The organism is Kitasatospora sp. NPDC127121 (genome assembly GCF_042677305.1).
Taxonomy (GTDB): domain Bacteria; phylum Actinomycetota; class Actinomycetes; order Streptomycetales; family Streptomycetaceae; genus Kitasatospora.
In genome coordinates this window covers 62,375-88,522 of the sequence record NZ_JBHXTQ010000027.1, presented here as the reverse complement: position 1 = coordinate 88,522, position 26,148 = coordinate 62,375, and the positions used below count along the sequence as shown (strand labels likewise).

General features: G+C 73.4%; 24 protein-coding genes. 13 read left to right on the top strand and 11 right to left on the bottom strand.

Translation table 11 applies throughout. The features are described from left to right. Window positions 1-126 precede the first annotated feature (126 nt). On the bottom strand, window positions 127-1,068 hold the full coding sequence (locus ACFVHI_RS16315; RefSeq protein ID WP_079135394.1) for a response regulator transcription factor: 942 nt from the start codon (window positions 1,066-1,068) through the stop codon (window positions 127-129). 742 nt (window positions 1,069-1,810) lie between these two features. Here ACFVHI_RS16315 and ACFVHI_RS16310 point away from each other — a divergent pair. The 7 genes from ACFVHI_RS16310 (at window position 1,811) to ACFVHI_RS16280 (ending at window position 9,314) form a co-directional block, all read left to right on the top strand. After that, on the top strand, window positions 1,811-2,755 hold the full coding sequence (locus ACFVHI_RS16310; protein WP_350880832.1) for an ABC transporter permease: 945 nt from the start codon (window positions 1,811-1,813) through the stop codon (window positions 2,753-2,755). Between the two features lies 1 nt (window position 2,756). Next, on the top strand, window positions 2,757-3,704 hold the full coding sequence (locus ACFVHI_RS16305) for an ABC transporter permease (RefSeq protein ID WP_380339689.1): 948 nt from the start codon (window positions 2,757-2,759) through the stop codon (window positions 3,702-3,704). Further along, window positions 3,701-4,483: an ABC transporter ATP-binding protein gene (locus ACFVHI_RS16300; RefSeq protein ID WP_380339687.1), complete on the top strand. Its 783-nt coding sequence runs from the start codon at window positions 3,701-3,703 to the stop codon at window positions 4,481-4,483. The genes ACFVHI_RS16305 and ACFVHI_RS16300 overlap by 4 nt, the downstream gene beginning before the upstream one ends. Next, on the top strand, window positions 4,480-5,277 hold the full coding sequence (locus tag ACFVHI_RS16295) for an ABC transporter ATP-binding protein (protein WP_380339684.1): 798 nt from the start codon (window positions 4,480-4,482) through the stop codon (window positions 5,275-5,277). The genes ACFVHI_RS16300 and ACFVHI_RS16295 overlap by 4 nt, the downstream gene beginning before the upstream one ends. A gap of 108 nt (window positions 5,278-5,385) precedes the next feature. Further along, window positions 5,386-7,005 (top strand): ABC transporter substrate-binding protein, encoded by a 1,620-nt coding sequence (locus ACFVHI_RS16290; protein ID WP_380339681.1) that lies wholly within the window; start codon window positions 5,386-5,388, stop codon window positions 7,003-7,005. Between the two features lie 80 nt (window positions 7,006-7,085). Beyond that, complete coding sequence (locus ACFVHI_RS16285) at window positions 7,086-8,159, top strand: LLM class F420-dependent oxidoreductase (RefSeq protein ID WP_380339678.1); 1,074 nt, start codon at window positions 7,086-7,088, stop codon at window positions 8,157-8,159. Between the two features lie 63 nt (window positions 8,160-8,222). Next, window positions 8,223-9,314, top strand: coding sequence for an LLM class flavin-dependent oxidoreductase (locus ACFVHI_RS16280; RefSeq protein ID WP_380339676.1), 1,092 nt, complete (start codon window positions 8,223-8,225; stop codon window positions 9,312-9,314). A 93-nt stretch (window positions 9,315-9,407) separates the two neighbouring features. Here ACFVHI_RS16280 and ACFVHI_RS16275 read toward each other — a convergent pair whose 3' ends face one another. Continuing rightward, on the bottom strand, window positions 9,408-9,980 hold the full coding sequence (locus tag ACFVHI_RS16275; RefSeq protein WP_380339673.1) for an RICIN domain-containing protein: 573 nt from the start codon (window positions 9,978-9,980) through the stop codon (window positions 9,408-9,410). 218 nt (window positions 9,981-10,198) lie between these two features. Between ACFVHI_RS16275 and ACFVHI_RS16270 the strand changes: the two genes are divergently transcribed. Beyond that, entirely contained in the window at window positions 10,199-10,540 is a 342-nt protein-coding gene (locus ACFVHI_RS16270) for a hypothetical protein (protein ID WP_380339670.1), read from the top strand. Between the two features lie 7 nt (window positions 10,541-10,547). On the opposite strand, the gene ACFVHI_RS16265 is transcribed toward ACFVHI_RS16270, so the two are convergent. Further along, on the bottom strand, window positions 10,548-11,306 hold the full coding sequence (locus ACFVHI_RS16265; protein ID WP_380339667.1) for a helix-turn-helix domain-containing protein: 759 nt from the start codon (window positions 11,304-11,306) through the stop codon (window positions 10,548-10,550). A 254-nt stretch (window positions 11,307-11,560) separates the two neighbouring features. Between ACFVHI_RS16265 and ACFVHI_RS16260 the strand changes: the two genes are divergently transcribed. The 4 genes from ACFVHI_RS16260 to ACFVHI_RS16245 all read left to right on the top strand — a co-directional run bounded on the left by ACFVHI_RS16260 (window position 11,561) and on the right by ACFVHI_RS16245 (window position 17,162). Then, complete coding sequence (locus ACFVHI_RS16260; RefSeq protein ID WP_380339664.1) at window positions 11,561-12,364, top strand: alpha/beta fold hydrolase; 804 nt, start codon at window positions 11,561-11,563, stop codon at window positions 12,362-12,364. A gap of 311 nt (window positions 12,365-12,675) precedes the next feature. Next, window positions 12,676-13,413 (top strand): class I SAM-dependent methyltransferase, encoded by a 738-nt coding sequence (locus ACFVHI_RS16255; RefSeq protein ID WP_380339661.1) that lies wholly within the window; start codon window positions 12,676-12,678, stop codon window positions 13,411-13,413. Window positions 13,414-13,608: 195 nt separating this feature from the next. Then, window positions 13,609-15,396: an ABC transporter transmembrane domain-containing protein gene (locus ACFVHI_RS16250; RefSeq protein ID WP_380339658.1), complete on the top strand. Its 1,788-nt coding sequence runs from the start codon at window positions 13,609-13,611 to the stop codon at window positions 15,394-15,396. Further along, window positions 15,393-17,162 (top strand): ABC transporter ATP-binding protein, encoded by a 1,770-nt coding sequence (locus ACFVHI_RS16245; RefSeq protein WP_380339655.1) that lies wholly within the window; start codon window positions 15,393-15,395, stop codon window positions 17,160-17,162. The genes ACFVHI_RS16250 and ACFVHI_RS16245 overlap by 4 nt, the downstream gene beginning before the upstream one ends. A 38-nt stretch (window positions 17,163-17,200) precedes the next feature. Here the strand turns inward: ACFVHI_RS16245 and ACFVHI_RS16240 are convergent, their stop codons facing one another. Further along, window positions 17,201-17,626, bottom strand: coding sequence for a cupin domain-containing protein (locus tag ACFVHI_RS16240; protein WP_380339652.1), 426 nt, complete (start codon window positions 17,624-17,626; stop codon window positions 17,201-17,203). Window positions 17,627-17,718: 92 nt separating this feature from the next. Between ACFVHI_RS16240 and ACFVHI_RS16235 the strand changes: the two genes are divergently transcribed. Then, on the top strand, window positions 17,719-18,381 hold the full coding sequence (locus ACFVHI_RS16235) for a TetR/AcrR family transcriptional regulator (protein WP_380339649.1): 663 nt from the start codon (window positions 17,719-17,721) through the stop codon (window positions 18,379-18,381). 28 nt (window positions 18,382-18,409) lie between these two features. Here the strand turns inward: ACFVHI_RS16235 and ACFVHI_RS16230 are convergent, their stop codons facing one another. The 7 genes from ACFVHI_RS16230 to amrS all read right to left on the bottom strand — a co-directional run bounded on the left by ACFVHI_RS16230 (window position 18,410) and on the right by amrS (window position 26,077). Further along, entirely contained in the window at window positions 18,410-19,597 is a 1,188-nt protein-coding gene (locus ACFVHI_RS16230) for a flotillin family protein (RefSeq protein ID WP_063346367.1), read from the bottom strand. 58 nt (window positions 19,598-19,655) lie between these two features. Further along, complete coding sequence (locus ACFVHI_RS16225) at window positions 19,656-19,892, bottom strand: hypothetical protein (protein ID WP_063346368.1); 237 nt, start codon at window positions 19,890-19,892, stop codon at window positions 19,656-19,658. A 155-nt stretch (window positions 19,893-20,047) separates the two neighbouring features. Further along, window positions 20,048-20,728 carry a YitT family protein gene (locus ACFVHI_RS16220; protein ID WP_208869047.1) on the bottom strand — a complete coding sequence of 227 codons (681 nt, stop codon included), beginning with the start codon at window positions 20,726-20,728 and terminating at the stop codon, window positions 20,048-20,050. Between the two features lie 182 nt (window positions 20,729-20,910). After that, entirely contained in the window at window positions 20,911-21,543 is a 633-nt protein-coding gene (locus ACFVHI_RS16215; protein ID WP_380339646.1) for a LysE/ArgO family amino acid transporter, read from the bottom strand. A 192-nt stretch (window positions 21,544-21,735) separates the two neighbouring features. Further along, window positions 21,736-23,034 (bottom strand): coproporphyrinogen-III oxidase family protein, encoded by a 1,299-nt coding sequence (locus ACFVHI_RS16210; RefSeq protein ID WP_380339643.1) that lies wholly within the window; start codon window positions 23,032-23,034, stop codon window positions 21,736-21,738. A 65-nt stretch (window positions 23,035-23,099) separates the two neighbouring features. Next, complete coding sequence (locus tag ACFVHI_RS16205; RefSeq protein ID WP_380339640.1) at window positions 23,100-24,605, bottom strand: radical SAM protein; 1,506 nt, start codon at window positions 24,603-24,605, stop codon at window positions 23,100-23,102. A 35-nt stretch (window positions 24,606-24,640) separates the two neighbouring features. Next, complete coding sequence (gene amrS, locus ACFVHI_RS16200) at window positions 24,641-26,077, bottom strand: AmmeMemoRadiSam system radical SAM enzyme (protein ID WP_063346372.1); 1,437 nt, start codon at window positions 26,075-26,077, stop codon at window positions 24,641-24,643. Between the last annotated feature and the right edge of the window lie 71 nt (window positions 26,078-26,148).

The window sequence follows — 26,148 nt, the reverse complement described above, 5'->3', positions numbered from 1 at the left end:
GCTCCGGCCCCCCGCCAAGCCCCCCTGCGCCCCGGGCGGCGGGGGGGCGCCCCCGCCGGGTGGGCGGCCCCCCGGGGGGCGGGGGCCCGCCCTCCGGAGGGTGGTGACGAGAACGTGCGGGGACGACTACCCGGCGAGGCCGTGCCGGTGGGCGTAGAGCGCGGCGCGCAGCCGGTCGGGCTGCCCGATCTTGCGCATGGCCTGGGTGAGGTGCTTCTTCACGGTCGCCTCGGCCAGGGCGAGTTCCCGCCCGATCTCGGCGTTGCTCAGCCCGAGCCCGAGCTGGACCAGCACCTCGTGCTCACGATCCGTCAGTCCGGCGTGCTGCGGCGGCAGTTCGCCGACGTGCTGCGGGGGCGCCGCCGCGTGGGTCCGGGCCGGCGGCGGCGCCGGCAGGAACACCGACCCGCCCGCCGCGGCGAGTTGGACGGCGCTGATGATCCGGTCCTCGGCCAGGTCGAGCGGGAAGCAGCCGCTGGCCCCGGCCAGCAGCATCCGGCTCGCCTCGGCGGTCGACTCGGCCCGGCGCAGCAGCAGCACCCGGGCGTCGGGCGCCGCGTCCGGGCCGCGCAGCGCCACCACGACGGCGAGGTCGGCCTCCAGGCTCGCGCCGCGGCCGAGCAGGATGACGTCGGGGGCGACCCGGCGCACGGCGGCCACCGCGCGCAGCGGGTCGCCGGTGGACCCGACCACGGCCAGTCCGGGCACGGTGGTCAGCACGCTGCGCAGCCCGGCGCTGGCCACCGAGTGCCGCTCGACCAGGAACACCCGGGCGTCGGCGGTGCGGTCGCGGTCCTCCTCCACGCACATCGGATGGCCGCACCCGCAACCGGTGGCGGTCGGCCCGACCGACGGCGGCGGCGTCACCGTCTCCGCCAGCAGCTGGTGACCGGCGATCAGGTCGAGCGGGTTGTCGATCTCGGCCTGTGCCGGTGGTGCGGCGTGCACCGGCGGCGCGCCCGCGGCGGGGGCGTCCACCAGGGTGGCGCCGCCGCAGGCGCCGCGTCGGGCGGGAATCCGGCGGCCGCGCGGGCCGGCCGGGACGGCGAGCTTGCTCACTGCTGCCATCGCGCACCCCCGGGGGCGGAGGCAGGGCGTCTGAGGTACGGCATGGCGATACGGTCCCCTTGCTGGTGGCGGGCCGGCCCGGTGGGCACGGGTGCTGCGGCGAGGATCCGTCGAGGACGCGCACGGGCGTCGGCTGCGGAATCCGGGACTGGGGAGGGGCGCCGACCGCAGCGGCTGGGAACGGGGCGGTCAGCGCGCAGCGCGCGGGCGACAGAGCTCGTCGAAACACCGTCGGTGCCACGAGCCGCCGATCCCGACCAGGGTGATGTCGGTCCGCCGAATAGCCATGCGGGGAACCCTAGGTCCGGTTCCTTGTGCAGGTCAAGGACAGAACCGGGGCTCGGCGCCCTGGGCAGTGGCGGTCCTGGCACTCCGGATGCTGTGACCAGGAGTAACAGCATCAAGTGCTGACTGGCTGTCCGGGCCACCGGTCCGCAACGCTCCTTCAAGCGGCCGCAGCTGCCGGAGCGGCACCGACGTCCCCGTCCCACGGACCGCCCGACCCGTGCTCCGGCACCCGATCCCGCCCCGACGCGGCATCCGCCCCCGGCGAACGGCCCGTCCCACGGCCCCGGTCCGGCGGTCCAGCACCCCGGACGCCGCCGGTGACTGCCGGTTACCACCGCCGACCGTCCCGAACCGCTCCCCGAACCGCCCCTCCCGGAAGGACCACCAGCCCCATGCCCGCCCCGCCCAACCGGCCCGCCGCCGGCCAGTCCGGCGCCACGCCACGGAGGGCCGGGTGACCCGCTTCCTGCTGCGCCGCCTCCTGCTGGCCGTACCGACCCTGCTCGGCGTCACCGCCGTCGTCTTCGCGACCGTCACGCTCGTCCCCGGCGATCCGGTGGCCCTCTTCCTCGGGCCGGGCGCACCGCCCGAGGCCCGCCGCGAGCTCTCCGAACGGCTCGGCCTGGACCAGCCGTTGCCCGTCCGCTACGCCTCCTGGCTCTGGCACGCGCTCACCGGCGACCTCGGCACCTCCGTCTCCGGTCAGCGCCCGGTCGCCGACCTGCTGCTCCCGGCGCTCGGCCAGACGCTGACCCTGACCGCGGCCGCCTTCCTGCTGGTGCTGGTCGGCGGGGTGGCGCTGGGCGCCGTCGGCGCGCTGCGCCCGCGCGGCCCCGGCGGGCGGATCTCCGGCGCGCTGTCCGCCCTCGCGGTCTCCGCCCCGCAGTACTCGGTGGCCCTGCTGCTGATCGCCGTCTTCGCCGTGGGCCTGCGCTGGCTGCCGGCCGGGGGCACGCACGACGTGTTCGGCTCCGGCGGCCTGCCCGACCTGGCCCGCCACCTGGTCCTGCCGGCCGTGGCCGCCGCGCTCGTCCCGCTCGGGCTCACCGCCCGGGTGTTCCGGGCCGCGCTGGGCGGCGTGCTGGCCGGCGAGCTGGCCGACTCGCTGCGCGCCCGCGGCCTGCGCCCGGCCACCGTGCTGCGGCACTGCGTGCACAACGCCTCGCCGGCGCTGCTGACCATCGGCGGCCTGCAACTCGCCTACCTCCTGGAAGGGGTGATCTTCGTGGAGACCCTGTTCGCCTGGCCCGGCGTCGGCCGGCTGCTGTACGACGCCCTCACCTCCCGCGACCTGCCCCTGGTGCAGGGCGGGGTGCTGGTGGTGGCGGTCGCGTTCGTCGGCGTCAACATCCTCGTGGACGCGGCGCACGCGGCGATCGACCCGCGAGTAAGGAACTGATGTGACGTCACGTGTCCTCGCCCGAGCGAACCTCGGCCTGACCGTCCCCGCCGCCCTGGCCGCGCTGCTGGTCCTGCTCGCGCTCGCCGCGCCACTGGTCGCCCCGTACGACCCGGCCGCCGGGCGGCTGGCGGACCGGCTGCTCGACCCGGGCAGCCCCGGCCACCTGCTCGGCACCGACGGCCAGGGCCGCGACCTGCTCAGCCGGCTGATCTGGGCCGGGCGCGCCTCGCTCACCGGCGGGCTCGTCCCGGTCGCGGTGGCCGCCGTCGTCGGCACCCTGCTCGGCGTCGTGGCCGGGCTCGGCGGCCGGATCACCGAACAGGCCCTGCTGCGCCTGCTGGACGTGCTCTACGCCTTCCCCGGGGTGCTGCTGGCGATCGCCATCGCCTCGCTGCTCACGCCCGGCCTGGGCGCGACCGTGCTCGCGCTGTCGGTGGTGCTCACCCCCGCGGTGGCGCGGGTCGCGTTCACCGAGACCCGGCGGGTCCGGGCCGCCGAGTACCTGGTGGCCGCCCGGGTCAGCGGCGCCGGCTGGGGGTCGCTGGTCCTGCGCCAGGTCGCCCCGGTGGTCGCGCCGGTGGTCCTGGTGTACGCGTCCTCGCTGGTCGGGCTGGCCATCATGTACGCCGCCGGGCTGTCCTTCCTCGGGCTCGGGGTCGCCCCGCCCACCGCCGAGTGGGGCGCGATGCTGGAGGAGCTGCGGCCCTCGCTGCTCACCCACCCCTGGGTCGCGGTCCTGCCGGCCCTGGTCATCATCGCCGTCTCGGTCGTCTTCAACACCCTCGGCGAGACGCTGCGCACCCGCGTCGGCGACACGGCCGCCCTGCTGGCGCACGCCGCCCCCGCCGCCGCGAGCCGGTCCACCGACCGGTCCACCGACCGTTCAGCCGACCGCTCGGCCGACGGCTCGGCCCGGCCGCGAGCCGCGAAGCGGGTGGGCGCATGAGCGCGCTGCTGGAGATCAACGGCCTGACCGTCGAGTACCCCGGCGGGGTCCGGGCCGTCGACGACGTCTCCCTCGCCCTGCCCGCCGGCCGCTCCCTGGTGCTGCTCGGCGAATCCGGCAGCGGCAAGACCACCGTCGCCCGCACGGTGCTCGGGCTGCCGGGGCACGGCGCCGCCGTCACCGGAGGCGTCCGGCTCGCCGGGACGGACCTGCGGGCGCTCGGCGAACGCGCACTGGCCGACGTCCGCGGCCGGCGGATCGGCTACGTTCCGCAGGACCCGACCGCCTCGCTCGACCCACTGCGCCGGATCGGCCCGCAGCTCGCCGAGGTGCTGCGGCGGCACGGGATCGCCGCCGACCGCCGGGCCGCCCGCGCGGCCGTCCCGAAGCTGCTCGCCACCGCCGGCATCCCGGACCCGGAACGCGTCGCCCGGGCCTACCCGCACGAGCTCTCCGGCGGCCTGCGCCAGCGTGCCGCCATCGCCGTCGCGATCTGCTGCGGCCCGGAACTGCTGATCGCCGACGAGCCGACCACCGCGCTCGACGCGCTGATCCGCGGGCGGATCCTCGACCTGTTCACCACCCTGCGCGCCGACTGCGGCATCGCCCTGCTGCTGGTCACCCACGACCTCGCGGCGGCCCGCCGGATCGGCGGCACCGTGGCGGTCATGCGGGCCGGCCGGATCGTCGAACTCGGGCCCGCCGAACGAGTGCTGGGCGACCCGGAACACGCCTTCACCGCCGCCCTGGTGGCCGCCGAACCAGGAGCCCGCCGATGAACGCCGTAGCCCACACCCGGCCGGACGCCGTCCCCGCCCGCCCGGGCCCGGTCCTGGTCGTCGACGCCGTCACCAAGCGCTACGGCGACCGGACCGCCCTGGACGCCGTCAGCCTCACCGTCGCGCCGGGCGAGACCGTCGGCCTGGTCGGCGAATCCGGCTCGGGGAAGTCCACCCTGGCCCGGCTCGCCCTCGGGGTGCTCGCCCCCGACGCCGGCAGCGTCCGCTTCGCCGGCCGCGATCCGTACCGGCTGCGCGGCCGCGCCGACCGGGCGCTGCGGGGCCGCCTCCAGTTCGTCCCGCAGGACCCGCGCGGATCGCTCAACCCCAGCCTGCGCGCCGGGGAGGCGGTCGCCTTCGCGCTGCGCCTGCACGGTACGCCGCGCGCCGAACGCGCCGCGGCCGTCGCCCGGCTCTTCGCCCAGGTCGGCCTGGAGCCCGCACTCGCCGACCGCTACCCGCGGGAGCTGTCCGGCGGGCAGCTCCAGCGGGTGGCCGTCGCCCGGGCCCTGGCCACCGGACCGGACCTGGTCGTCTGCGACGAACCGACCTCCGCCCTCGACCGCAGCGTGCAGGCCCGCCTGCTCGACCTGCTGACCGACCTCCAGGAACGCACCGGCCTGGCCTACCTGTTCATCTCCCACGACCTCGCCGTCGTCCGGCACCTCGCCCACCGGGTGCTGGTGCTGCGGCACGGCCGGGTGGTCGAGGAGGGCCCGGCCGGCCTGCTCTGGGACTCCCCCGCGCACCCGTACACCCGGGCGCTGCTGGAGGCCGCCACCGGCGTCGCGTGACCCGCCGCCGAAGCTCCGTGCCGACACACCGCCGAACCCCCGCACCACCGAACCCCCGCACCACCGAACCCCCGCACCTCCGCACCACCGAACCGACGAGGAATCGCCATGACGCGCACCAGCCGTATCCGCTCCAGAGCCGTCGCCCTGCCGGCCGCCGCCGTTCTGCTCGCGGCGGCGGCAGGCTGCGCCGGCTCCGACGGCGGCGGCTCCGCGGGGGCGGGCGGCGGTGACGGCCGCGGCGGCACCCTGGTCATCGGCGCCACCGGCAAACTCCCCAACCCCGACACGGTGATCGGCGGCGCCGGCTTCGAGGGCAAGCGGCTGGTCTCCTTCCAGCTCTACGAGGGCCTCACCCGGTACGAACTGCTCAAGGACACCGACAAGCCGCCGGTCGTGACCGGCGCCCTGGCCACCGACTGGCAGGTCGCCGCCGACGCCAGGACGTGGACCTTCACCCTCCGCAAGGGCGTCACCTTCCAGGACGGCACCCCGTTCGACGCCGACGCCGTGGTCTTCAACCTGGCCCGCTACCTCGACAAGAAGAGCCCCGAGTACACCGACGCCCTCGGCGCCGCCGCCGCCGAGTACGCGGGCGACATCGCCTCGTACCGCAAGACCGACGCCGACCACGTCGAGCTGGTCACCAAGGACCCCAACGGCCACTTCCCCGAGGACCTCGCACACGTCCTGATCGCGAGCCCCACCGCCGTCCGCAAGTCCGGCTCGGCGGACTTCGCCCAGCACCCGGTCGGCACCGGCCCCTTCTCGTTCGTCTCGCAGACCGAGGGCCAGCAGATCGAGCTGGCCGCCAACAAGAACTACTGGCGCGGCGCCCCCAAGCTCGACCGGCTCGTGATCAAGGCGCTGCCGGACGCCGCGGCCCGCACCGCCGCCCTGCGTTCCGGCGGCGTGAACTGGATCGAGTACCCGAACCCGGACGACATCGACAGCCTCAAGGCCGACGGCGTCCAGATCGCCACGAACAGCTACGACCACCTCTGGTACTGGATCCTGGACACCTCCAAGGCGCCCTGGGACAACCCGCTGGTCCGCAGGGCCGCCAACTTCGCGATCGACCGCAAGGCCATCGCCGAGAAGCTGCTGCACGGCACCGCCGACCCCGCCTACCAGACCGCGCCGCGCGCCACCGCCGCCTACGACCCCGCCGGCGACGTCTACTCCTACGACCCCGCCAAGGCCCGGCAGTTGCTCGCCGAGGCCGGCGTCCCGAACGGCTTCAGCACCTCCGTCACCGTGCCCACCGGCGGCAGCGGCAACCTGCTGCCGGTGCCGATCGCCGAGGCCCTCCAGCGGGATCTCGCCGCCGTCGGCATCAAGGTCGAGCTGCGCACCACCGACTGGACCACGCTGATCGGCGCCGAGGCCAAGGGCCAGGTGGCGCTCGGCTCGGACGCCGTCGCCCAGTCCACCACGCTGTTCCAGTCCGAGGCGCTGCTCCCGCTGTTCATCGGCTCCAAGAGCCCGTTCTGGACCGGCCACTACGCCAACCCGCAGGTCGACGAGCTGCTCGCCTCCTCGGCCGCCGATGCCGACCAGGCCGCCCGGCAGGCCGGGTACCGCAAGGCGCTCGCCCTGGTCACCCAGGACGCGCCCTGGCTGTTCGTGGTCAACGACCGCAATCCGCGGGCCCTTTCGCCGAGGGTCCAGGGGCTCGTGCAGCCGCAGTCCTGGTTCCTCGACCTGACCACCGTATGGGTCCGCTGACCCGCGGACACCGCCTCTCCCCCGCCCTCGCCCGCCACCGCCGAAGAGCACCGCGCACCACAGGAAGGACGGCCATCCCGATGACCGACCCGCACCGACCGCACCACCACAGCGGGACCGTCCCGCCCGGCTCCGCACACGGCTCCGCGCACGGCCCCGAGCACGCCGCGCCGCCCAAGTGGGGCATCACCCTCCCGCTGCCCGGCCTGACCATCGACCGGCACCGGTTCCTGGTCGAGCGGCTGCCCGACCTCGGCTACACCGACGTGTGGAGCGCCGAGGGCGGCGGCACCGACGCCTTCACCCCGCTGGCCGCCACGGCGGCCTGGTCCCCCTCGCTGCGGATCGGCACCGGCATCGTCCCGGTGCACACCCGCGGCCCGGCCGTGCTCGCCCAGACCGCCGCAACGCTCGCCCAACTCGCCCCGGGCCGACTGCTGCTGGGCATCGGCGCCTCGGTGCCCGCGCACGTCACCGACATCAACGGCATCCCGTTCGACGAGCCGTTCAAGCGGACCAGGGACGTCCTGCGCTTCGTCACCCGGGCGCTGCGCGGCGAGTACGTCACCGGCGGGTTCGACACCTTCGACATCACCGGCTACCGGCTGCCGCACCCGCCGACCGAGCCGGTCAAGGTCATCCTGGGCGCGCTGCGGCCCAACATGCTCCGGCTCGGCTTCAACGAGGGCGACGGCGCCATCACCAACCTGCTGTTCCCGCACGACGTGCCGAAGATCCTGGACGCCGTCGGCCCGCAGCCGCCCGGGAAGGAGCTGGTCGTCAAGGTCTTCGTCTGCCCCACCGAGGACACCGACTACGCCCACCGCGCCAGCCGGCCGTTCCTCGCCTGGATCCTCAACCGCGAGCCGTACCGCAAGTTCCACGAGTGGCTGGGCCACGGCGAACTCCTCGCCGAGACCCACCGCCTCTGGGCGGCCGGCGACCCGGAGAGCGCCCAGAAGGCGCTGCCCGACGAGGTCGTCGACGGGCTGTTCATCAGCGGCTCGCCGGAGGAGTGCCGGGAACGCATCCTCGCCTACCACCGCCCCGGTGTCACCACCATCCAGCTGTACGTGTCGCTGCCGCCCGAGGTGTTCGTCAGCCGCGCCAAGCTGCTCGACACCTTGGCCCGGCTCGGGCCGGCCGCCCTCTGACCGTCGCGCCCCACCCGTCCCATCCCCTGTCACCCTCACGACGCTCACGACCGGAGGCGAGCCGTGCCACTCGAAATCCGCGGCGGGGTCCGCGCCGCACCCGTCCCCGGCCACACCGCGCAGGAACGCCAGGCCCTGCGCTGGGCCCCCGACGGCCGCGACCGCACCGCCGACCCCGCGTACGTCACCCGCACCGCGCGGGAGAACGAGGAGGACGGGCTGGACAGCGCCCTGGTGGTGCAGTCCAGTTCGTGGCCCGACCCGTGGCTGGTGGCCTCGTGGGCCCTGGCCGCCACCACCCGGCTGCGCATCGCGGTCGCCCACCGGGTCGGCACCACCGCGCCGACCGTCGCCGCCCGCTCCCTCGCGACCCTGGACCGCCTCTCCGGCGGGCGGGCGGCGGCCCACGTCATCATCGGCTCCAGCGACCACGACACGGCCCGCGACGGCGACCTCCTGGACAAGCAGGAGCGCTACCGCCGGGCCGACGAGTACCTCGACCTGTTCACCCGCTACCTCGCCGCCGACCAGGACATCGACCACAAGGGCGAGTTCTACACCGTGACCGCCGCCCGGCCCGGCCTGCACCCCAGACCCGGCGGCGAGCTGCTCTCCTTCGGCGGCTCGTCACCGCAGGGCCTCGACCTGGCGGCCCGCTACGCGGAGGTGTACGCCGTCAGCCCGCTGCCGCTGCCGGACACTCGGCGGCGGATCGCCCAGGTCCGCACCGCCGCCGCCGCGCACGGCCGGACCCTGCGGATCTGGCGGCACGTCACCGTCGTCCTCGCCGACACCGACGAGGCGGCCCGCGACCGCGTCCGCCGGCTGCGCCGCGACGCCCTGCGCCTCACCTCCGGTAGCGGCGGGCCCTGGACGGAAGCCGTCCAGCTCGACCGCGACCGCGAGCGCGGCCGCTCCGACCCCTCCCGGGGCGACGAGCAGGTGGCCGCCTACATCCGCCGCTCCCTCACCGCCGCCTACGCCGGCTCCCCCGCCACCGTCGCCGCCCGCATCGGCCTGCTCCGCTCGGCCGGCGTGGACATCGTCCAGCTCGACCTCCCCGTCGAGACCGACCAGGACCGCGAGCTGCGCCGCAGCCTCGTCCGCCACCTCCGCACCGGCCTCGGCACCCCCGCCGACCGCCGCGTCTGGTGACCGGCGCCCCCGTTCGGCCGGGGGGGGGGGGGGGGGCCCGCCGCCCCCCCCCCCCCCCCCGCCCACGCCGGGCCCCTGACAGTGCCCAGATGTCTAGATGTTGGGGTTGATCGGACGGTCGCTGTCGGAGTGGTGCCAGTCGAACTCCTGGGTCTGCCCCATGCTCGCGTTCCGCCCCAGCGTCCAGAGTCCGTAGGAGGACCGCGGGCCCTGGTTGCCGACGTAGGTCAGGCAGGCACCGACGGCGTTGCACACGCCGCGGTCGGTGTCGAACGTCCAACGCTGCTTCGGGTCACCCCCGTTGCACCCCACCGCCGTGGCGCCCGGGCCGTCGGACGGGCCGCTCGGGACGTGGCCCGACAGACAACGGCCGTCGTTGGTGCTGTGGATGAGGCCGTCCGGCGAGACGAACCAGAACTGGTTCCAGGAGCCGTCGCACGGGCGCAGGACGACCGGCCGGCCGTCGCCGTTGGTCTGCCGGTACTCGTCCATGCAGTAGTAGGTGCCGTTGGGGCCGCCGCTGGCCGGGCGGGCGAGCGCCACGAGGGAACCGTAGGCGTAGGGCTGCGGATTGACGGGGTCGGCCTGCGCGGCGGCGACGGGCAACGAGACGCTCAGGCCGATCGCGAGTGCCAGTGCTGAGACGATCTTTCGGGCGGACTTCATGAGGTCCGACACCTCCCTCTCTGACGGTGTGTCACTGCGGAATGCGGCCATCCTGGCAGCGGAGTTGAGGGCCTGGGCAGCTTTCCGAACGATCCCGAACAAACGGGAGTGTATGGATTTCGCCATTTGATTCACCTCAGTTGACAGGAACCCCCGGCGCGAAGAGGCTGTTCACGCAGGCCCGGCGGGGGGAGGACAGAGCTTTGACCTGGTCACCTATGCGCACCACAGCGGCCCCGTGCATCTGCCGGGCAGCCGAGGCCAACTCCGCTGCGACGCTAGCCCGTTCGCACTCCCTTGACGCACTGACCGAGTCCCTCACCCTGCTCCGGCAGGAGGCCGGCAGCCCCTCCTACTCGACGATCGTCCGGCGGATCAGCTCCGTCCGGGCAGCCCGCGGCGTCCCGGCCGGGGAACGCACACCCGGGCGGATCACCGTCTACGACTGCTTCCGCAGCGGACGCCAACGCCTGGACGTCGAACTGCTCTCCGACATCGTCCAGGCCCTCGGCGCGGACCCGGCCCCCTGGCGCCGCGCCTACCGCGCCGCCTCCCGCTGATCGTCGGCTATCCGCGGCCCGAACCCGGAGCGGCCGGGCCGGCCGGGGCCGCCTCCGGCTTCGTGTGGAGGATCTCGCGGGCCTGCTCCGCCGCGCGGACGATGCTCTCGGAGACAAAATCGACGAAGCGGGCGATGTTCTCCAGGCGGGTGGCGGCCGGGGTCTGCGGGCCGAGGACGCCGACGCCCTGCCGCGCGACCTCGACGAGGTGGGCGGTGGCGCGGGCGCTGGCCATCATCGACTGGTACCAGACATCGTCGTCGACGACGTAGCGCTCGCGGCGGCGCTCGTCGCGCTCCCGGCGGACGAGGCCCTGGCCGTCGAGGAACGCGATCGCCTTGGAGATGGACGGCGGGCTGACCTGGAGGTGCCGGGCCAGCTCGGACGCGGTGAGGCTGCCGCTGTCGGTGAGGGTGAGGCAGGCCAGCACCCGGGCCGTCATCTTGGGCATGCCGGAGGCCATCAGGACGGTGGTGTACGTCTCCTGGTACTCGCGCACGGCCTCGGCGTCGCGCCCGTGGGCCTGCGGGGGCGCCTCCGACCCCCGGGGCGCGGCCGGCCTGCGCCGTTGGGCGCGGCGGCGTTCGGTGGCGCGATGGGCCAGGTCGGCGCGGTAGGCGGTGGGGCCTCCGTTGCGCATCACCTCGCGCGTGACCGTCGAGGTGGGGCGGTCGAGCCGCCTGGCGATCTCCGCGTAGGCGAGGCCGTCGGCCATCCCCAGCGCGATCTGCTGGCGTTCCTGCTGAGTGAGCCTGCCTCCCGGCACCGCGATTCTCCCTTCACGCTTCCCTGAATGCCCTCACCATAGCGTTCACCCCCATTCCAGTGCAACGAAGACGGCGGCTGACGTTGCGTTAAATCCAAAGCCACTGCAACGATAATTCCGCTTTCACCTGCATCGATACCGATTTCAAGCAACGGACTTGTTGCCACTATCCGTGAAGGCAACGTAGCGTTTCCATCATCAGAAACAACGAGCCGCAGCAGCCCGCCACCCCCGCACCCGGAAGAAGGCACCCCATGACCATCAAGCAGCCCGTCTGGACCGGCATGGTCTCCGTCGACGACACCGCCCTGGCCGTGACCGACACCGGCGGGCCCGGCCGTCCCGTGGTCTACCTCAACGGCTCCTACGCCGACCAGTCGCACTGGCGGCGCGTCATCGCCGACCTCGGCGACGGCTACCGGCACATCACCTTCGACGAGCGCGCCCGCGGCAAGTCGAAGCGCTCGGCGGACTACTCGTTCGAAGCGTGCCTGCGCGACATCGACGCCGTCCTCACCGCGAGGGGCGTGGACCGGCCGATCCTGGTGGGCTGGTCCTACGGCGCGATGCTCGCGGTGCACTGGGCCGCCCGGAACCCGGACCGCGTCCTCGGGGCAGTGTCCGTGGACGGCGCGTTCCCGCACGAGTGGCTCGACGACGCCACCCGGGAGCAGGTCCGCAAGCTGTTCCGCCGGCTCAGCCCGCTGTTCCCGATCGCCCGCCGACTCGGCATGGCCGCGCGGATGAGCGCCGAGCAGCACGCCGAGATCAATCTTGAGATCAACGAGCTCTGCGCGCCCGCCGCCCTCGACCCGGTCTTCGACCAGGTGACCGCACCGGTCCGGTACGTGGTCGCCACGGGCGGCAACCTGGGCGGCGAAGCGAAGCTGATGGAACAGATCCGCACCAACCTCGACCCGGTGCTCGCCCGCAACCCGAACATCCGGGTCAGCACGAAGGTCGCGAGCAACCACTCCAAGATCCTGCGCAAGGACTTCCACGCCATCGCCGACACCGTCCGCGACCTCGCCGCCACCCCCGCGAGCGTGGCCGACTGAGCCCCGCACCGACCCGAACCGGCCCTGCGGGGTCACCGCGAAGCGCTCGCACGACGGGCGGCCGTTCGGGCGAACTTCCCTCGGAATTACCGCGTTCGGGTGACGCGCGGCCGGCCTCGCCCGCCGGGGCCGTTAGCGTGACTGACCGTCATCGGCCGTCCGGTCGGACGGAGCTGCGCACAGCTCGGGGGCCGGGGAAAGCCGGGAGGCAGAGGCCTTCGCCGGATTCCCCACGCGCTGTCCGCTGTCCGCTGTCCGCTGTCCGGGGACGATCCCGACACCGTGCTTCACCAGCTGGGAGGTTCTCCGCCATGCCCGTGTCGAGTCGATACCTGAACGCCTGGGAGGGCTTCTGGCGCGACGCACCGGCGGAGGCCGGCGCGGTGATCTGGGACGCGGAGCCGGCACTCACCGCGAGCGTGCACCTCGCGCTGTTCGACCCCTACCTCGTCGACCCGGCGCTGCCCGTCGTCGACGTCGGCTGCGGCAACGGCACCCAGACCCGCTTCCTCGCCGAACGCTTCGACCGCGCCCTCGGGGTCGACCTGTCCACCGCCGCCGTGGAGCTCGCCCGCACCCAGCATCCGGACGGGCGGGCCGAGTTCGCCCGGCTCGACGCCACCGACCGGCAGGGCGTGCGGGAGCTGCACGCCCGGCTCGGCGATGCCAACGTGTACGTACGCGCCCTGATCCACCAGTGCGAACCGGCCGACCGCCAGCCGGTCGCCGACGCCATCGCCGCCCTGGTCGGGGATCGCGGCCGGGCGTTCGTCGTCGAGCTGTCCTCGTCGGCGAAGGCCGTCCTGGCCGGCCTCGCCCAGAGCCCGCAGGGCCCTCCCCCGAAGCTGCGCCCCGTCTTCGAGCACGGCCTCGCCCCCGCCGAGGTCGTCGACTCGGCCTTCGGCGAACTGTTCCGCACCGCCGGGCTCACCGTCCTCGCCTCCGGCGAACTGCCGTTGTTCCTCACCGAGTTCGCGCCCGACGGCAGCCGGATCGACCTCCCGTCCCACTGGCTGGTGGTGGGCGCGGCCGGCACACCGCAGAGGTGACCCGGTGGGGGCGGCCGCCGGAACCGACCGCCCCCACCGCGTCACCCCCGGGTCAGCCGGGCTCCGCGGCCCCCGCCGGCCCGACCTGGGGGTGCGTCAGTTCCGTGGCGGGGCGGTCTGCCAGACTCCGGGAATGAGACGTCAACGGATCCTGGACCAGTTCATAGCTCGGGGGCCTGCCCGGGGGCAGGCGGGATGACCGGCGACGGACCGGACCTGCCCGGGGGTGCGCGCCGGGTCCCCTACCGTGATCCCGGGCTGCCGGACCACCGGAGTCCGCTGCGCTTCCTCTGGTGGCTGGTGCGCAGGCAACGCGGCCGCGTCCTGCTCGGCTCGACCTGGGGCAGCCTGTGGATGTGCGCCCTGATGCTGCCGCCCTACCTGATGTCCAGGACGATCGACGAGGGCCTCCGGGCCCGCGACAGCGGCGCGCTGGTCTTCTGGGTGTCGGCCGTCCTCGTGGTCGGCGCGCTCATCGCCGTCCTCGGGATCCTGCGGCACCGCACCATGACCTTCGTCCGGGCGGACGCCGCGTACCGCACCGTCCAGGTCATCACCCGGCACGTCAACCGGCTGGGGACGACGCTGCCGCGCCAGGTGTCGGCCGGTGAGCTGACCCATCTCCAGGCCGGCGACATCGGCCGGATCGCGCAGACGCTGACCATCACCGGGCCCGGGGTCGGCGCGGTCATCGCCTACCTCGCCACCGCCGTCCTGCTGGTCCGGATCTCCGTCGTGCTCGCGGCGGTGATCCTCCTCGGGGTGCCGCTACTGGCCCTCACCGTCGGCCCGTTGCTGGGGAAGCTGCACGGCGCCGAGGGCGGCTACCGCGAGCAGCAGGGGTCGCTGACGGCCCTGGCCGGCGACCTGGTCGCCGGGCTGGGCGTGCTGAACGGCATCGGCGGCAAGCCGATGTTCGCCCGGCGCTACCGGGAGCGCTCGCAGGCCCTCGTCCCGCTCGGCTACCGGGTGGCCTCGTTCACCAGTTGGGTGCAGGCGCTCGGCGCCTGCCTGCCGGTGGTCTTCCTGGCCGTGGTGACCTGGCTCAGCGCCCGGATGGCGGCCGCCGGTTCGATCACGGTCGGTGAACTGGTCTCCGTCTACGGCTACGTGGCGGCCCTGCTGGTGCCCGTCTCCGCCTTCGTCGAGGGCGCGGACGACCTGCCGCGCGGGCTGGTCTCCGCCCGCCGGGTCATCGACATCCTGGCGCTGCGGCCGGATTCGACGCGCAGCCGGACACTGACGACCCCGCCGGAGGCCCCGGCGGGGCTGAGCGATCCCGACTCCGGCCTGCTGCTGCGGCCCGGGCGGCTCACCGCGCTGGCCGCCGCCCGGCCCGAGGAGGCCCGGACCGTCGTCGAGCGGCTGGGCGGCTACACCGACTCGGACGCCACCTGGGGCGACACCAGGCTCTCCGACTGGGTGCCCGCCGAACTACGGCGCCACATCCTGGTGTCGGACGACGACGCGTACGTGTTCGGCGGCACGCTCCGCTCCGCGGTGTCGATCCGCGGCGACCGCACCGAGGAGGAGCTGCGGCGCGCCCTGCACGCCGCCGCGGCCGAGGACATCGTCGACGCCCTGCCGGGCGGCCTGGACGCGCCGCTCGACGACCGCGCCGGCAACGTCTCGGGCGGGCAGCGCCAGCGGCTGCGACTGGCCCGCGCGCTGCTGGCCGATCCCGAGGTGCTGCTGCTGGTCGAGCCCACCTCGGCGCTGGACGCGCTCACCGAGGCGGCCGTGGCGGCCCGGATCGGCGCCGTGCGCGGCGGCCGGACCACCCTGGTCGTCAGCACCTCCCCCCTGGTGCTCGGCCGCGCCGACGAGGTGGTCCACCTGGTGGACGGCAAGGTCCGGGCCACCGGCACCCACGGCGAGCTGCTCGCCCGCGACCCCGGCTACGCGGCGCTGGTGTTCCGCGGCGGCAGCGACGACCACCCGGCGAGCGCCCCTGCGGACGCCGAGGAAGGCATGGTCCGATGAGCAACCCCGACACCCCCGACGCCCCCCACCGCCTCCCGGTCGCCGACACCGCGACGGTGCGCCGGGCCAGTTGGCGCCTGCTGGCGGACGACGGCCGGGCGATGGGCGCGATCGTCGCCCTCACCTGCCTCGCCGCCCTCGCGGGCGTCGCCGGGCCGTGGCTGCTGGGCCGCATCGTCACCCGGGTCGAGAACGGCGAGCTGACGGTCGGCCAGGTGGACGGCTTCGCCGCGGCGGTCCTGGGGTTCGCCCTCGCCCAGCTGGTGCTCACCCGCTACGCCCGCTACCTCTCCCACCGGTTCGGCGAACGCGCCCTGGCCCGGCTCCGCGAGGAGGTCGTCGACCGGACGCTCGCACTGCCCGGGCGGTACGCGGAACGGGTCGGCGCCGGCGACCTGGTGACCCGCTCCTCGCTGGACGTGGGCACCGTGGCCGCCACCCTGCGCAACGCGGCCCCGGACGTCTTCATCGCCGTCGTCCAGGTGCTGGTCATCCTCACCGCGACCTTCCTGCTCGACCCGCTGATCGGGCTCTGCGCCCTGGTGGGCCTGCCGATCGTCTGGGCGGTGAGCCGCTGGTACCTGTCCCGGGCCCGGGAGGCCTACCTCGCCGAGGGGGCCGCGGCGGGCGGGGTCACCGAGGTCCTCGACTCCACTGCCCACGGCGCCCGGACCATCGAGGCGTACGGGGTCGGGGCGCGCCAGGACGGCGTGGTCGACCGGGCCGTCGACACCGCCTACCGGGCCGGGGTGCGCACCCTGTTCCTGCGGACCGTACTGTTCCCGGTCACCGAGTTCGCGCACGCGCTGCCGATGGCGCTCGTCCTGCTGGTGGGCGGCCTCGGCCACCTCCACGGCTCGGTGACGCTGGGCGCGGTGGTGGCGGGCGGCCTCTACATGTGGCAGCTCGTCGACCCGCTGGACCGGGCGCTCAACTGGGTCGAGCAACTGCAGCGCAGCGGTGCCTCGTTCGCCCGCATCAAGGGCGTCGGCCTGGTGTCGCAGGAGCCGCCGGCCACCGGACTGCGCCCCGCCGACGACCGGATCGAGGCCGTCGGCGTGCGGTACGCCTACACCGGCTCGCACGACGTGCTGACGGACGTCGACCTGGTGGTCCGGCCGGGCGAGCGGCTGGCCGTGGTCGGCCCGTCCGGCGCCGGCAAGTCGACCCTCGGCAAGCTGCTCGCCGGCGTCGACGCCCCGGACGCGGGGCGGATCCTGGTCGGCGGCGTGCCGGTCGCGGACCTCGCCGCGGCGGGCGAGCTGGGCAACCGCGTCGTGCTCATCACCCAGCAGCACCACGTGTTCATGGGGACGCTCCGGGAGAACATGACGCTGGCCGCCCCGGACGCCGAGGACGCGGCGGTGCTGGCCGCGCTCGCCCTGGTGGAGGCGGACTGGGTGCGCGACCTCCCGGACGGGCTGGACTCGCTCCTGGGCACCGGCGGAACCGAACTCGGCGCCGCGCAGGCCCAGCAGCTCACCCTGGCCCGGGTCCAGCTGGCCGATCCGCACACCCTGATCCTGGACGAGGCGACGTCCCTGCTCGACCCGACCACGGCCCGGCAGGCGGAGCGGGCGATGGCGGCCGTGCGCTCCGACCGCACGGTCATCTCCATCGCCCACCGGCTCCAGACCGCGCACGACGCGGACCGGGTCGCCGTCATGGCGGCGGGCCGCATCGTCGAGCTGGGCACCCACGACGAGCTGGTCGCCGCCGGCGGGGCGTACGCGGCGCTCTGGCGGTCGTGGAGCGGGGAGTCCTGACCGGCCGCCGCTGAGAAAGCCGCCCGGGGCGCCTGCGGTCAGGGGGCGTCGGTGCGCTTTTCGAGCCGGGTGCCGTGGCGCAGGGTGAGCGACATCAGGTCGCTGGGGCCGTCGAGTTCGAGGCGGTGCCAGCGGCCCCGGGGGACGACCACGGCGCTGCCGGCGGGCAGCGGCACCAGCTCGTCGACACCGCCCCCCGCGCCGTCGCCGCCCCCGTCCGCGTCCCCGCCCGCGGGTCGGAGGTAGAGCCGCGCGCCGCCGGTGAGGCAGCACACCGCCTCGTCGGCCTCCGGGTGCATCTCCCAGTGGTCGGCGTGGACGTCGGCGTCGGTCTCCACGTGGAAGGCGCCGAGGTGCCAGGTGCCCGGCGCGCCGCCGGCCATCTGCCGCTCGGCGGCTCGGACTTCGCCATCGGAGTGGAAGTGCAGGGCCGAGGCGAACAGGTCGACGGCGGTGGGCGTCATGGCGGTGTTCCTTCCGGTCAGCAATTTCTATACGCGTAAGAAAACTAACCCCACACCATCGCCGCTGTCGACCTCTGGGGAAGAATGGACCCATGCCGACCGCACCGCGCAGGACCTCGGGCCGACCGCCCCGCATCTCCCGTGAGCAGCTCGTCGAGGCGGCCCGCCGGATCGTGACCGAGGAGGGCGCGGACCGGCTGACCATGCGCCGCCTCGCCTCCGAGGTCGGCAGCACGCCGATGGCGCTCTACCACCACGTGCGCGACAAGGAGGAACTGCTCGTCCTGCTGCTGGACGACCACGCGGCACGGACACTGCGCCGGCCCGAACTACCCGCCGACCCGCGCGACCGCGTCGTCCGGTCCGCCGCCGCGATCCACGAGGCCCTGGCCGACTGCCCCTGGATCGTCGAGGTGCTGACCGCCGACGACCTGATGTCCGCGTCCGCGCTGTGGTTCGTCGAGCAGATCGTCGACGGCCTCACCGCGTGCGGCCTCACGCCGGAGCGGGCCGTACAGGGGTACCGGACGATCTGGTACTACACCGCCGGCGAGCTGGTGGTCCGGGCGGCGGCGGCCCGGCGGCGCGCGGACGACGAGCGCGCCACGTACCGGGAGCAGGTGTTCGCCGGCCTCGACCCGGACGAACTCCCCCGCCTCGCCCAGGTCGCGGACCGCTGGGCCGCGCTGACCACCGACGACACCTACCTGGACGGCCTGCGGGCCCTGGTGGACGGCCTCGTCGCCGCCCGTTGACGCCTCGGCCCGCGGGCCCCCGGGTGCCTCAAGTCCGTTCCGGGAAGCGGGGCTTGGACTTGCCGTCGCCGAACGGGCCGGTCGAGTGCTGGAGCGAGTGCAGGATGGCGAGGCCCTGGCTGACGATGCCCGCCGCCATCTGGTTGACCCCGTCGCTGCCGTTGAGGACGGTGAGTTCGGCTCCGGACATGCCCCGGGCCGCCGCGTCGGCGAGGGCCGGCAGGTTCTCCACGATCCGGTTGGCCGCGATGAGCTCCTGGTTGCCGCCGCGCAGGGAGTCGGCCCGGGCGGTGTTGGCGTCCGCCTGCGCCTGGGCGAGCGCCCGCTCGCTGTAGGCGCTGCCGTCCGCCTCGAACTTCACCCGGTCGCGGGCGGCCTCGGCCAGCGTCCGCTGCCGGTAGGCCTCGGCGTCCGCCGGGCGCCGCACGTCGGCCTCCAGCTGCTGGGCGGCCAGCGCGGCCCGGCGCTGGGCGAGCGCGGTCTGCTCCTCGATGACGTCCTGGGAGGCCCGGGCCTCGGCGAGCGGCCCGGCCTGGGCGGCCCGGGCCCTGGACTGCTCGGTCTCGGCGAGGAACCCGGCCCGTTTGATCGCGGTGTCGCGCTCGTACTCGGCCTTCAGCGCGGCCGCCTGCTGCTCCCGCTCGGCGGCCTCCTGGTCCGCCTTGGCCTGGGCGATCCGGGCCTGACTGGCGACCGCCGCCACGTGCGGCGCGGCCAGGTTGTCGATGTACCCGGTCGAGTCCTCGATCTCCTGGATCTGCAGCGCGTCGACCACGATGCCGAGCTTCTCCATCTCGCCGTGGCTGCCCGCCATCACCTCCTGGGCGACCCGGCTGCGCTCCCGGATGATCTGCTCGACGGTCAGCCCGCCGATGATCGAGCGCAGGTGGCCGGCGAAGATCCGGCCGACGAGCTCCTCCATCTGGTCCTGTTCCGAGAGGAAGCGGCGGGCCGCGTTGGCGATCGACACGGCGTCGTCGCCGACCTTGAACACGCAGACCGCGCGCACGGTGAGCCGGATCCCCTGCTGGGTCACGCAGTCCTCGGCGATCTCCGCCTCCCGCAGGGCCAGGGAGAGCATGCGGACCTTCTGCTTGACCGGCAGGACGAGGCTGCCGTGCCCGGTGACGATGCGGAACTGGGTGTCCTGCGCCTGGTGCTTGGACCCGGAGATGAGCATCGCCTCGTTGGGTGCGGGAACGTGCCAGAAGAACATGACCGACCACCTGACCAGCTGGGATCCGAAACCGCGATGAGGGCGGCAACAGCTCTACTTAGGGCGGCAACAGCTCGACGATCACCGAGCGGGCCGAGATCGCGTCCACCACGACCACCCGGACGTCCCGGCCGACCGGCTCCGAGCACCAGGCCGCGAACACCTCCGAACCACCCCGGAGGGCGACCAGGACCTCGCCCGGGCCGCCCGCCGGAATGGGCACCGTCACCTTGCCGACGGCTCCGACCGGGCTCTGCCGGGAGTCGTCGACCGCGGGCGTGCTCTCTCGCGCCACCGGCGCCTCCGGTCCCCACGTCGCACCACCGGGTCGAGGACACCTGCGGCAACCGCCGACGGCGGCGGTGTCTCGACCCCTTCCACGGTACTCCGGCAACCGCCCCGCCACCGGCCGTCGCCGGCGACCACCAGGGCCGGCCGGACCGGCACCGGTCAGGGCACGGCCAGGGCGACCGCGAAGCCGTGGTCCGGGATGTCGAGGAAGCGCCGGTTGAACCGGACGAAGGGCTCGATGAGCAGGTCCACGAAGACCAGGAAGGCCACCGTACCGATGCCCACCGGGCCCCCCAGCAGCCAGCCGCAGAGCAGCAGCACTCCTTCGATCAGCCCCTTCGCGCACCAGAACGGCCAGGTCCAGCGGTGCCGGATGGTGATCGCCAGCAGGTCGATGGCCCGGATGCCGAAGCCGCTCATGATGATCAGCGCCGAGGCGTAGGCGCACAGCAGCGCGCCGAGCAGCATCAGCGGGTAGCTGCTCAGCCCCAACCAGGCCGCCGGCCGCAGCCATTGGAAGAGGTCGATCAGGCTGCCGCACAGGAAGAAGGTCACGAAGGGCGAGACCACCGGGCGTTTGCGGTTCCACGCCGCCCACGCCCCGATGCACACCACCGCGACGGCCGCCTGGCACAGGCCGATGGTGAGCGGCAGGTGCTTGAGCACGCCCAGCGAGAAGACGTCGAGCGGGTCGGTGCCCAGATCGGACTGGATGAAGAAGTGGGCACCGGTCGAGAAGACCACGCAGCCGGCCAGGTACACCAGCGCCCTGGGCAGTAACTCGCCCAGCCGCCAAGGTTTTCCGTTCGGATCGACGCCAGGGGGACGGTGCGACGCCATGGGTTCCTCCAGGGGGACGGGCGTCCGGCCCGTTGCCGCCCCCAGAGGCGCGGAGGCGGGCAGCGGCGCGGACACCGGGCTGTTCGGAAGCCGGGGCCCCGCCACCGAACTCCCGTCACACAGCTGGGAGTTCGATGCAGGGCCTCGGTCAGCCGCCGCCCGACGCCGTCACCGCGGCCGGTTCAGGCGAGCGACTGGTAGGCCAGGAAGCCGCCGAAGAGGATGACCCCGATCCCGGCGACCAGGTCGACGCCCTTCAGCAGCCGGGCGCTGAAGCGCCGGCGGAACACCACGACGCCCGTACTCAGCAGGGTGAACCACAGGAGCGTGCCGCAGCCGACGCCGACCAGCATGGACACCGAGGCGGGCAGCGTCCCGGTGACGTTCGCCGCCGTGGCCGCGGCGAAGGCGGCGGCCCAGTAGCCGATCGTCGCCGGGTTGGAGGCGGTGGCCGCCAGCGCGGTGCGGAACGCCGCCAGCGGGCGGACCACTTCGGGGTTGCGCTCGTCCTCCGCGGCCGTCTGGACCCGGAAGGCGGAGCGCAGCGAGCGCGCGCCGATGTACACCAGCACGGCAGCCCCGGCCAGCCCCAGGGCCGTCCGCAGCGCGGGGACGTCCAGCAGCCTGCCGACCCCGGCGAGGCCCAGGCCGGCGTAGGCGATGTCCACCAGGGCCGCGCCCAGGCCGATCGCCCAGCCGGTCGGGAAGCCGTCGCGCAGGACGCTGCGCACGCACAGCAGGCCGATGGGGCCGAGGGGCAGGGCGACCAGGAAGCCGAGGCTGAGCCCGGCGAACCACGCGGGGAGGATGTTCACCGCGGTCCCCCGCAGGTCACCGCGATCATTCCGGTCCGATGAAAGTCCCGGTGAAAGTCCCGGTGAAAGTCCCGGTGAAAGTCCCGGCTCAGGTCCCGGCTCAAGGCCCGGCGGAAGGCCCGGCGGAAGGCCTGGTGCGAGCACGTGCGCGACAATTCGCTCTGCCCCTCGTCACAACACCCGCCGATCAGGTCACTCGACGAGCTCCGATATGCCGAACCGTACCTCATCCCCTTCGGCGGGACTGAGATCTTCCGGCGCGTAGAACAGCTCGTACACATTGGTCGACAACAACTGACCGAGCCTGGTCAGCGCATACACGTCCGTGCCCCGTTCCTCCAGCCAGCCCTTGTCGATGAGCTGCTCGATCTCCGCCCCGAAGACGGCCTCCATGGTGACGCCGAACCGGTCGTGGAAGTCCGGCCGGTTGACCTCGCACATCTTGAGGCCGCGGATCATGACGCGGCGCATTTCCTGTTCCTTGGTGAGGTACGTGGCGAAATCCAGCGGAATTTGACCACTTCCGACCATCTCGTAGTACTTCTTGAGCGGCTTGACATTGACGAACAGCCGGTCGTGGATCACGCTCTTCGACGAGACGCCGAATCCGATCATCGGCCAGGTCCGCCAGTAGTACTCCAGGAAGCGCGAGTAGTCGGCGCAGCGGTCGGGGTGGTAGTACCCCGTCGAGCTGCGCCGGGCGAAGCCCGCCGCCTCCAGCGCGTCGATGGCGTACTCGTACATCCGGCGCTCGTCCTGCGCCGAGGGGAGCGCCATCTTCCCGGACGTGATGAGCGAGTGGAACGCCGTCTTGGGCCAGATCTCCAGGCCGTAGGCCGTGATACAGGCCGGTTCGAGTTCGATGGCCCGGTCGACGCTGCGCTTCCAGTCGTCCACGGACTGGCCGGGCAGCGGAAAGATCAGGTCGATGTTGGTGTGCGTGAAACCGCCGTCGACGACGGTGCGGAAGGCGCGTTCGGCGGTGGCCAGGTCGTGCGAGCGGTTGCAGATCTCCAGCAGCCGGTCGTCGAATGCCTGGACCCCGACGCTGAGCCGGGTGAATCCGGCCTCCCGCATCCGCGCGATCTTGGCCTCGTCGACCGTCGAGGGGTCGAATTCCAGGCCGATCTCCGCGCCCTCGTTGAATTCGAACGATTCCCGGCAGGCGTCCAGCAGCCGGGCCGTCTGGTCGCCGGTGAGGATGCCCGGCGTACCGCCGCCGAAATACACCGCGTCGACCCGGAACGCGGGGAAGGCCCGATTGGCGGCGAAGGCGCGGATCTCGCGTTCGAGCACGTCGACGTACTGGGCGAAGTGCTGCTCGTTCCGGTTGATGTAGACGGTGTAGTCGCAGAATCCGCACTTGGTGATGCAGAACGGGACGTGCAGGTAGAGCACCGCGTTCTCGGGGCGGAAGTACTCGTCGTACTCGTGGTGCCGGTATTTGAACGGGTACGTGTGGATGTTCCGTCGGATGATCTTCTCGGCCATCTGCTGTCACTCCTTCGTCGGGGCCGGCCTGGCGTGGTGGTGGACGGGTCCGGGGGCGGAGGCCGTCAGCAGAGGACCTGGAACGGGCGGACGTCGGCGGCCGCGTCGAGGGCGGGCCGGTCGTTGGGGACCACCGGGCGCCCGCACGAGACGAAGAGGTCGTCGTAGCGCGCCCGCGACCGCTCGCGGTAGTCGGCGGCGGAGCGGGCCAACATCTTGACGACCTCCTCCGCGAGCATCAACTGGTACTGGCAGGACTCGGTGTTGAGGACGTTCACGTCGCCCGAGGCCACGTGGTTCTCCTGCCGGCAGCCCCCGCCGCACAGGTAGCGGGCCCAGCAGGACCCGCACACCCGGTGCTCGTCGACGGTGCGCCGCCACTCGGGGTGGTCCCGGGTGAGGCCCTCGGCCCCGGTGCCCACGTCGAAGCCCTGGTCGCCGACCAGGCGGTGGCAGGGGCTGACGCTGCCGTCCGGGGAGTGCGTGTAGTACGTCCGCCCGCCCGAGCAGAACGCCAGCGCCGCCGCGCCCTCGGTGACCATCTGCACGGCGCGCTCGTACTCCAGCACGCCCTTGAACCGGTTGTCGGGGGCGAACAGCCGCGGGTAGTGGACCAGGAAGTCCTTGAACTGCTCGACGATGCCGGGCTGGAGGAAGTGGTTGATGTACTGGATGCCCTTCGGCTCGGACAGCTTCCGGTCCCCCAGCGTGAGGGCGATCGGCACCGTCGTGCCCTGCTCCACCGGGTAGACGCCCGGATAGATCTGGAAGTAGTCGAAGAGGTCGAGCCCCCACAGGTCGAGCACGCTCTCGGTGAGGCTGGGCTGCGCCGTCGCGATGGTCATCCGGGCCACCAGGGTGACGTCGTCGCCGCACGCCTCGCGCAGCCGGAACAGGTTGCGGATGATCCGGTCGTAGGAGCCCTTCCCGTTCTTGGACGGGCGGTTGGCGTCCTGGACCTCGCGGCCGCCGTCGATCGAGACCGAGACGATGAACCGGTGGTCGCGGAACAACTCCTCGACGCCCTGGGGCATCAGGGTGAGGTTGGTCGAGATCCGGTGGACGAACTCGGGGCCCGAGCGCCCGGTGAGGTCGCGGGCGCGTTCGCAGATCTTGCGGATCACCGTGAAGTTCGCCAGCGGCTCCCCGCCGAAGAACTCGAAGCGGACCCGCTGCCCGGGCGCGGCGTAGCGGTGGATGAAGTCGAAGATCCAGGCGATCGAGTGCTCGCCCATCGCCTCGGTGATCCGGCCGTAGTCCCCGCCCTCGGCGAAGCAGTACGTGCAGGCGAGGTTGCACACGTTCGTCAGGTTGACGTTGACCGCGAAGTCGGCGCCGTCGGAGAGCGCGCTCTCCCGGAGCCGGATGCGGTTGGCCTCCCGGCCGGTGGCGGCGCCGGCCTGCAGCCGCTCCCACGCCCGCCGCTCGTCCAGCCGCAGGTGGTCGACGCCGGAGGCCAGCCGCTCGGCGGTGTCCGCCGGGGCGAGCAGCAGCCGGTGGCTGCCGGTGATGAGGACGGCCGACAGGTCGTCGCTGAACGGCAGGACGCGGTAGTCGGTCCCGTGCCGCATCGGACCCGCCTGCTCCGTCGTGCTCGCGGGCCCGGTCATGACCTGGCGCGGGGCTGGAAGAGCGGCAGCGGCGAGACGTCCTCGTTCAGCGTTCCGGCGGAGGCCTCCACGGTCGGGAAGTGCGCGCGGTCGAAGACCTGGTGGAGGCTGGAGGTGCACTGCGGCGGTACGGCCACCTGGACGCCGACCTCGCCCGCCGTGCTCTTGGCCGCGATGTACCGGAAGCTCTCCTGCGGGGCCAGGTCGATGACCTGCCAGCCCTGGTCGGCGGCCGGGTCGCCGTAGCGGCGGTGGTAGGCCCGCACCGGCGCGGCGGAGGTGTTGCGCACCTGGACGTGCAGGGCGCGGACGTCGCCGTGCCAGTCGAAGCGGGCCAGGTCCAGGCCCTCGGCGGCGGGGAGTTCCGGCACCCGGGCGCGCGGGCGGGCGTCGGGCAGCAGGACGATCGGCGAGCGGGCGCCGCAGCCGATGCAGGCGCCGGCCGCGTCCAGGCCGACCAGGTCGGCGTTCAGGCCGTAGCGGGTGATCTGGAGCTGCCCGCACCGGTGGCACCAGGTGTTGGTCGACTCCGTGTCGTACACGTTCCCCAGGTAGACGTGGTTGAGCCCCATGTCCATGGCGACCTTGCGGGCCCGTTCCAGCCGGTCGACGGGGGTGCGGATGGTGTTGGTCATCTTGTAGTCCGGGTGGAAGCGCACGAAGTGCGTGGGCACGTCGGGACTGAGCCGCTCGCCGACGAACCTCGCCATGTCCCGGGCGGTCGCCTCGTCGTCGCTGAGGTCGGTGACCATCAGCGTGGAGACCTCGACGTGCTTCCCGGCCCGGAACACCTGCTCGGTGCCCTCCAGGACCGGTTCCAGCCAGCCCTTGGTGATCTTCCGGTAGTACTTCGGGTCCAGGGACTTGATCGACACCGAGAAGATGTCGATCACCGGGATCAGTTCCTCGATCGCCTCGCCGCTGATGAAGAACGCGGACTTGTAGAGGTTGACGATTCCCGCCGCCTTGGCGAGGGCGGCCGTCTCCACGACGAACTCGTGCCACACCACCGGGTCGTTGTAGGTCCAGGAGATCACCTTCACGCCGTGCCGGACGGCGATGTCCACGACCTCCTCGGGCGTGTAGTGGTAGACGTCCTTGTCCTCCACGTGGCGCGCCTGCGACGTCTTCCAGTTGTGGCAGTAGTCGCAGTTGAGCATGCAGCCGACGTTCCCCATCGAGAGGATCCGGGCGCCGGGCGCGTAGTGGAACACCGCCTCGGTCTCGATGGTCTCCTCGGTGGCGTGGACCGAGCGCCCGTAGTTCAGGGTCACCAGGCGGCCGTCCCGGTTGGCCCGGACCATGCAGAATCCGTGCTGGCCGGGGCGGATCCGGCAGTTCCGGGGGCTGAGATGACATCGGACCACGCCGTCGTCCAGGCGTTCCTCCAGCCTGGCGGGGCGCGGTTCCTTGTCCCAGGTGTTCTGCGACATGGCTGTTCCTTCCGTGCGGTGGTACGGACACGGTGGTACGGAGGCGGTGGTGCGGCGGCGACGGGTCGGTC

Coding starts and splice junctions, on each gene's coding strand:
- ACFVHI_RS16315 (WP_079135394.1), bottom strand. CDS start 1,068: ATGGCAGCAGTGAGCAAGCTCGCCGTCCCGGCCGGCCCGCGCGGCCGC.
- ACFVHI_RS16300 (WP_380339687.1), top strand. CDS start 3,701: ATGAGCGCGCTGCTGGAGATCAACGGCCTGACCGTCGAGTACCCCGGC.
- ACFVHI_RS16295 (WP_380339684.1), top strand. CDS start 4,480: ATGAACGCCGTAGCCCACACCCGGCCGGACGCCGTCCCCGCCCGCCCG.
- ACFVHI_RS16290 (WP_380339681.1), top strand. CDS start 5,386: ATGACGCGCACCAGCCGTATCCGCTCCAGAGCCGTCGCCCTGCCGGCC.
- ACFVHI_RS16285 (WP_380339678.1), top strand. CDS start 7,086: ATGACCGACCCGCACCGACCGCACCACCACAGCGGGACCGTCCCGCCC.
- ACFVHI_RS16275 (WP_380339673.1), bottom strand. CDS start 9,980: ATGAAGTCCGCCCGAAAGATCGTCTCAGCACTGGCACTCGCGATCGGC.
- ACFVHI_RS16270 (WP_380339670.1), top strand. CDS start 10,199: ATGCGCACCACAGCGGCCCCGTGCATCTGCCGGGCAGCCGAGGCCAAC.
- ACFVHI_RS16260 (WP_380339664.1), top strand. CDS start 11,561: ATGACCATCAAGCAGCCCGTCTGGACCGGCATGGTCTCCGTCGACGAC.
- ACFVHI_RS16255 (WP_380339661.1), top strand. CDS start 12,676: ATGCCCGTGTCGAGTCGATACCTGAACGCCTGGGAGGGCTTCTGGCGC.
- ACFVHI_RS16250 (WP_380339658.1), top strand. CDS start 13,609: ATGACCGGCGACGGACCGGACCTGCCCGGGGGTGCGCGCCGGGTCCCC.
- ACFVHI_RS16245 (WP_380339655.1), top strand. CDS start 15,393: ATGAGCAACCCCGACACCCCCGACGCCCCCCACCGCCTCCCGGTCGCC.
- ACFVHI_RS16240 (WP_380339652.1), bottom strand. CDS start 17,626: ATGACGCCCACCGCCGTCGACCTGTTCGCCTCGGCCCTGCACTTCCAC.
- ACFVHI_RS16235 (WP_380339649.1), top strand. CDS start 17,719: ATGCCGACCGCACCGCGCAGGACCTCGGGCCGACCGCCCCGCATCTCC.
- ACFVHI_RS16230 (WP_063346367.1), bottom strand. CDS start 19,597: ATGTTCTTCTGGCACGTTCCCGCACCCAACGAGGCGATGCTCATCTCC.
- ACFVHI_RS16220 (WP_208869047.1), bottom strand. CDS start 20,728: ATGGCGTCGCACCGTCCCCCTGGCGTCGATCCGAACGGAAAACCTTGG.
- ACFVHI_RS16210 (WP_380339643.1), bottom strand. CDS start 23,034: ATGGCCGAGAAGATCATCCGACGGAACATCCACACGTACCCGTTCAAA.
- ACFVHI_RS16205 (WP_380339640.1), bottom strand. CDS start 24,605: ATGCGGCACGGGACCGACTACCGCGTCCTGCCGTTCAGCGACGACCTG.
- amrS (WP_063346372.1), bottom strand. CDS start 26,077: ATGTCGCAGAACACCTGGGACAAGGAACCGCGCCCCGCCAGGCTGGAG.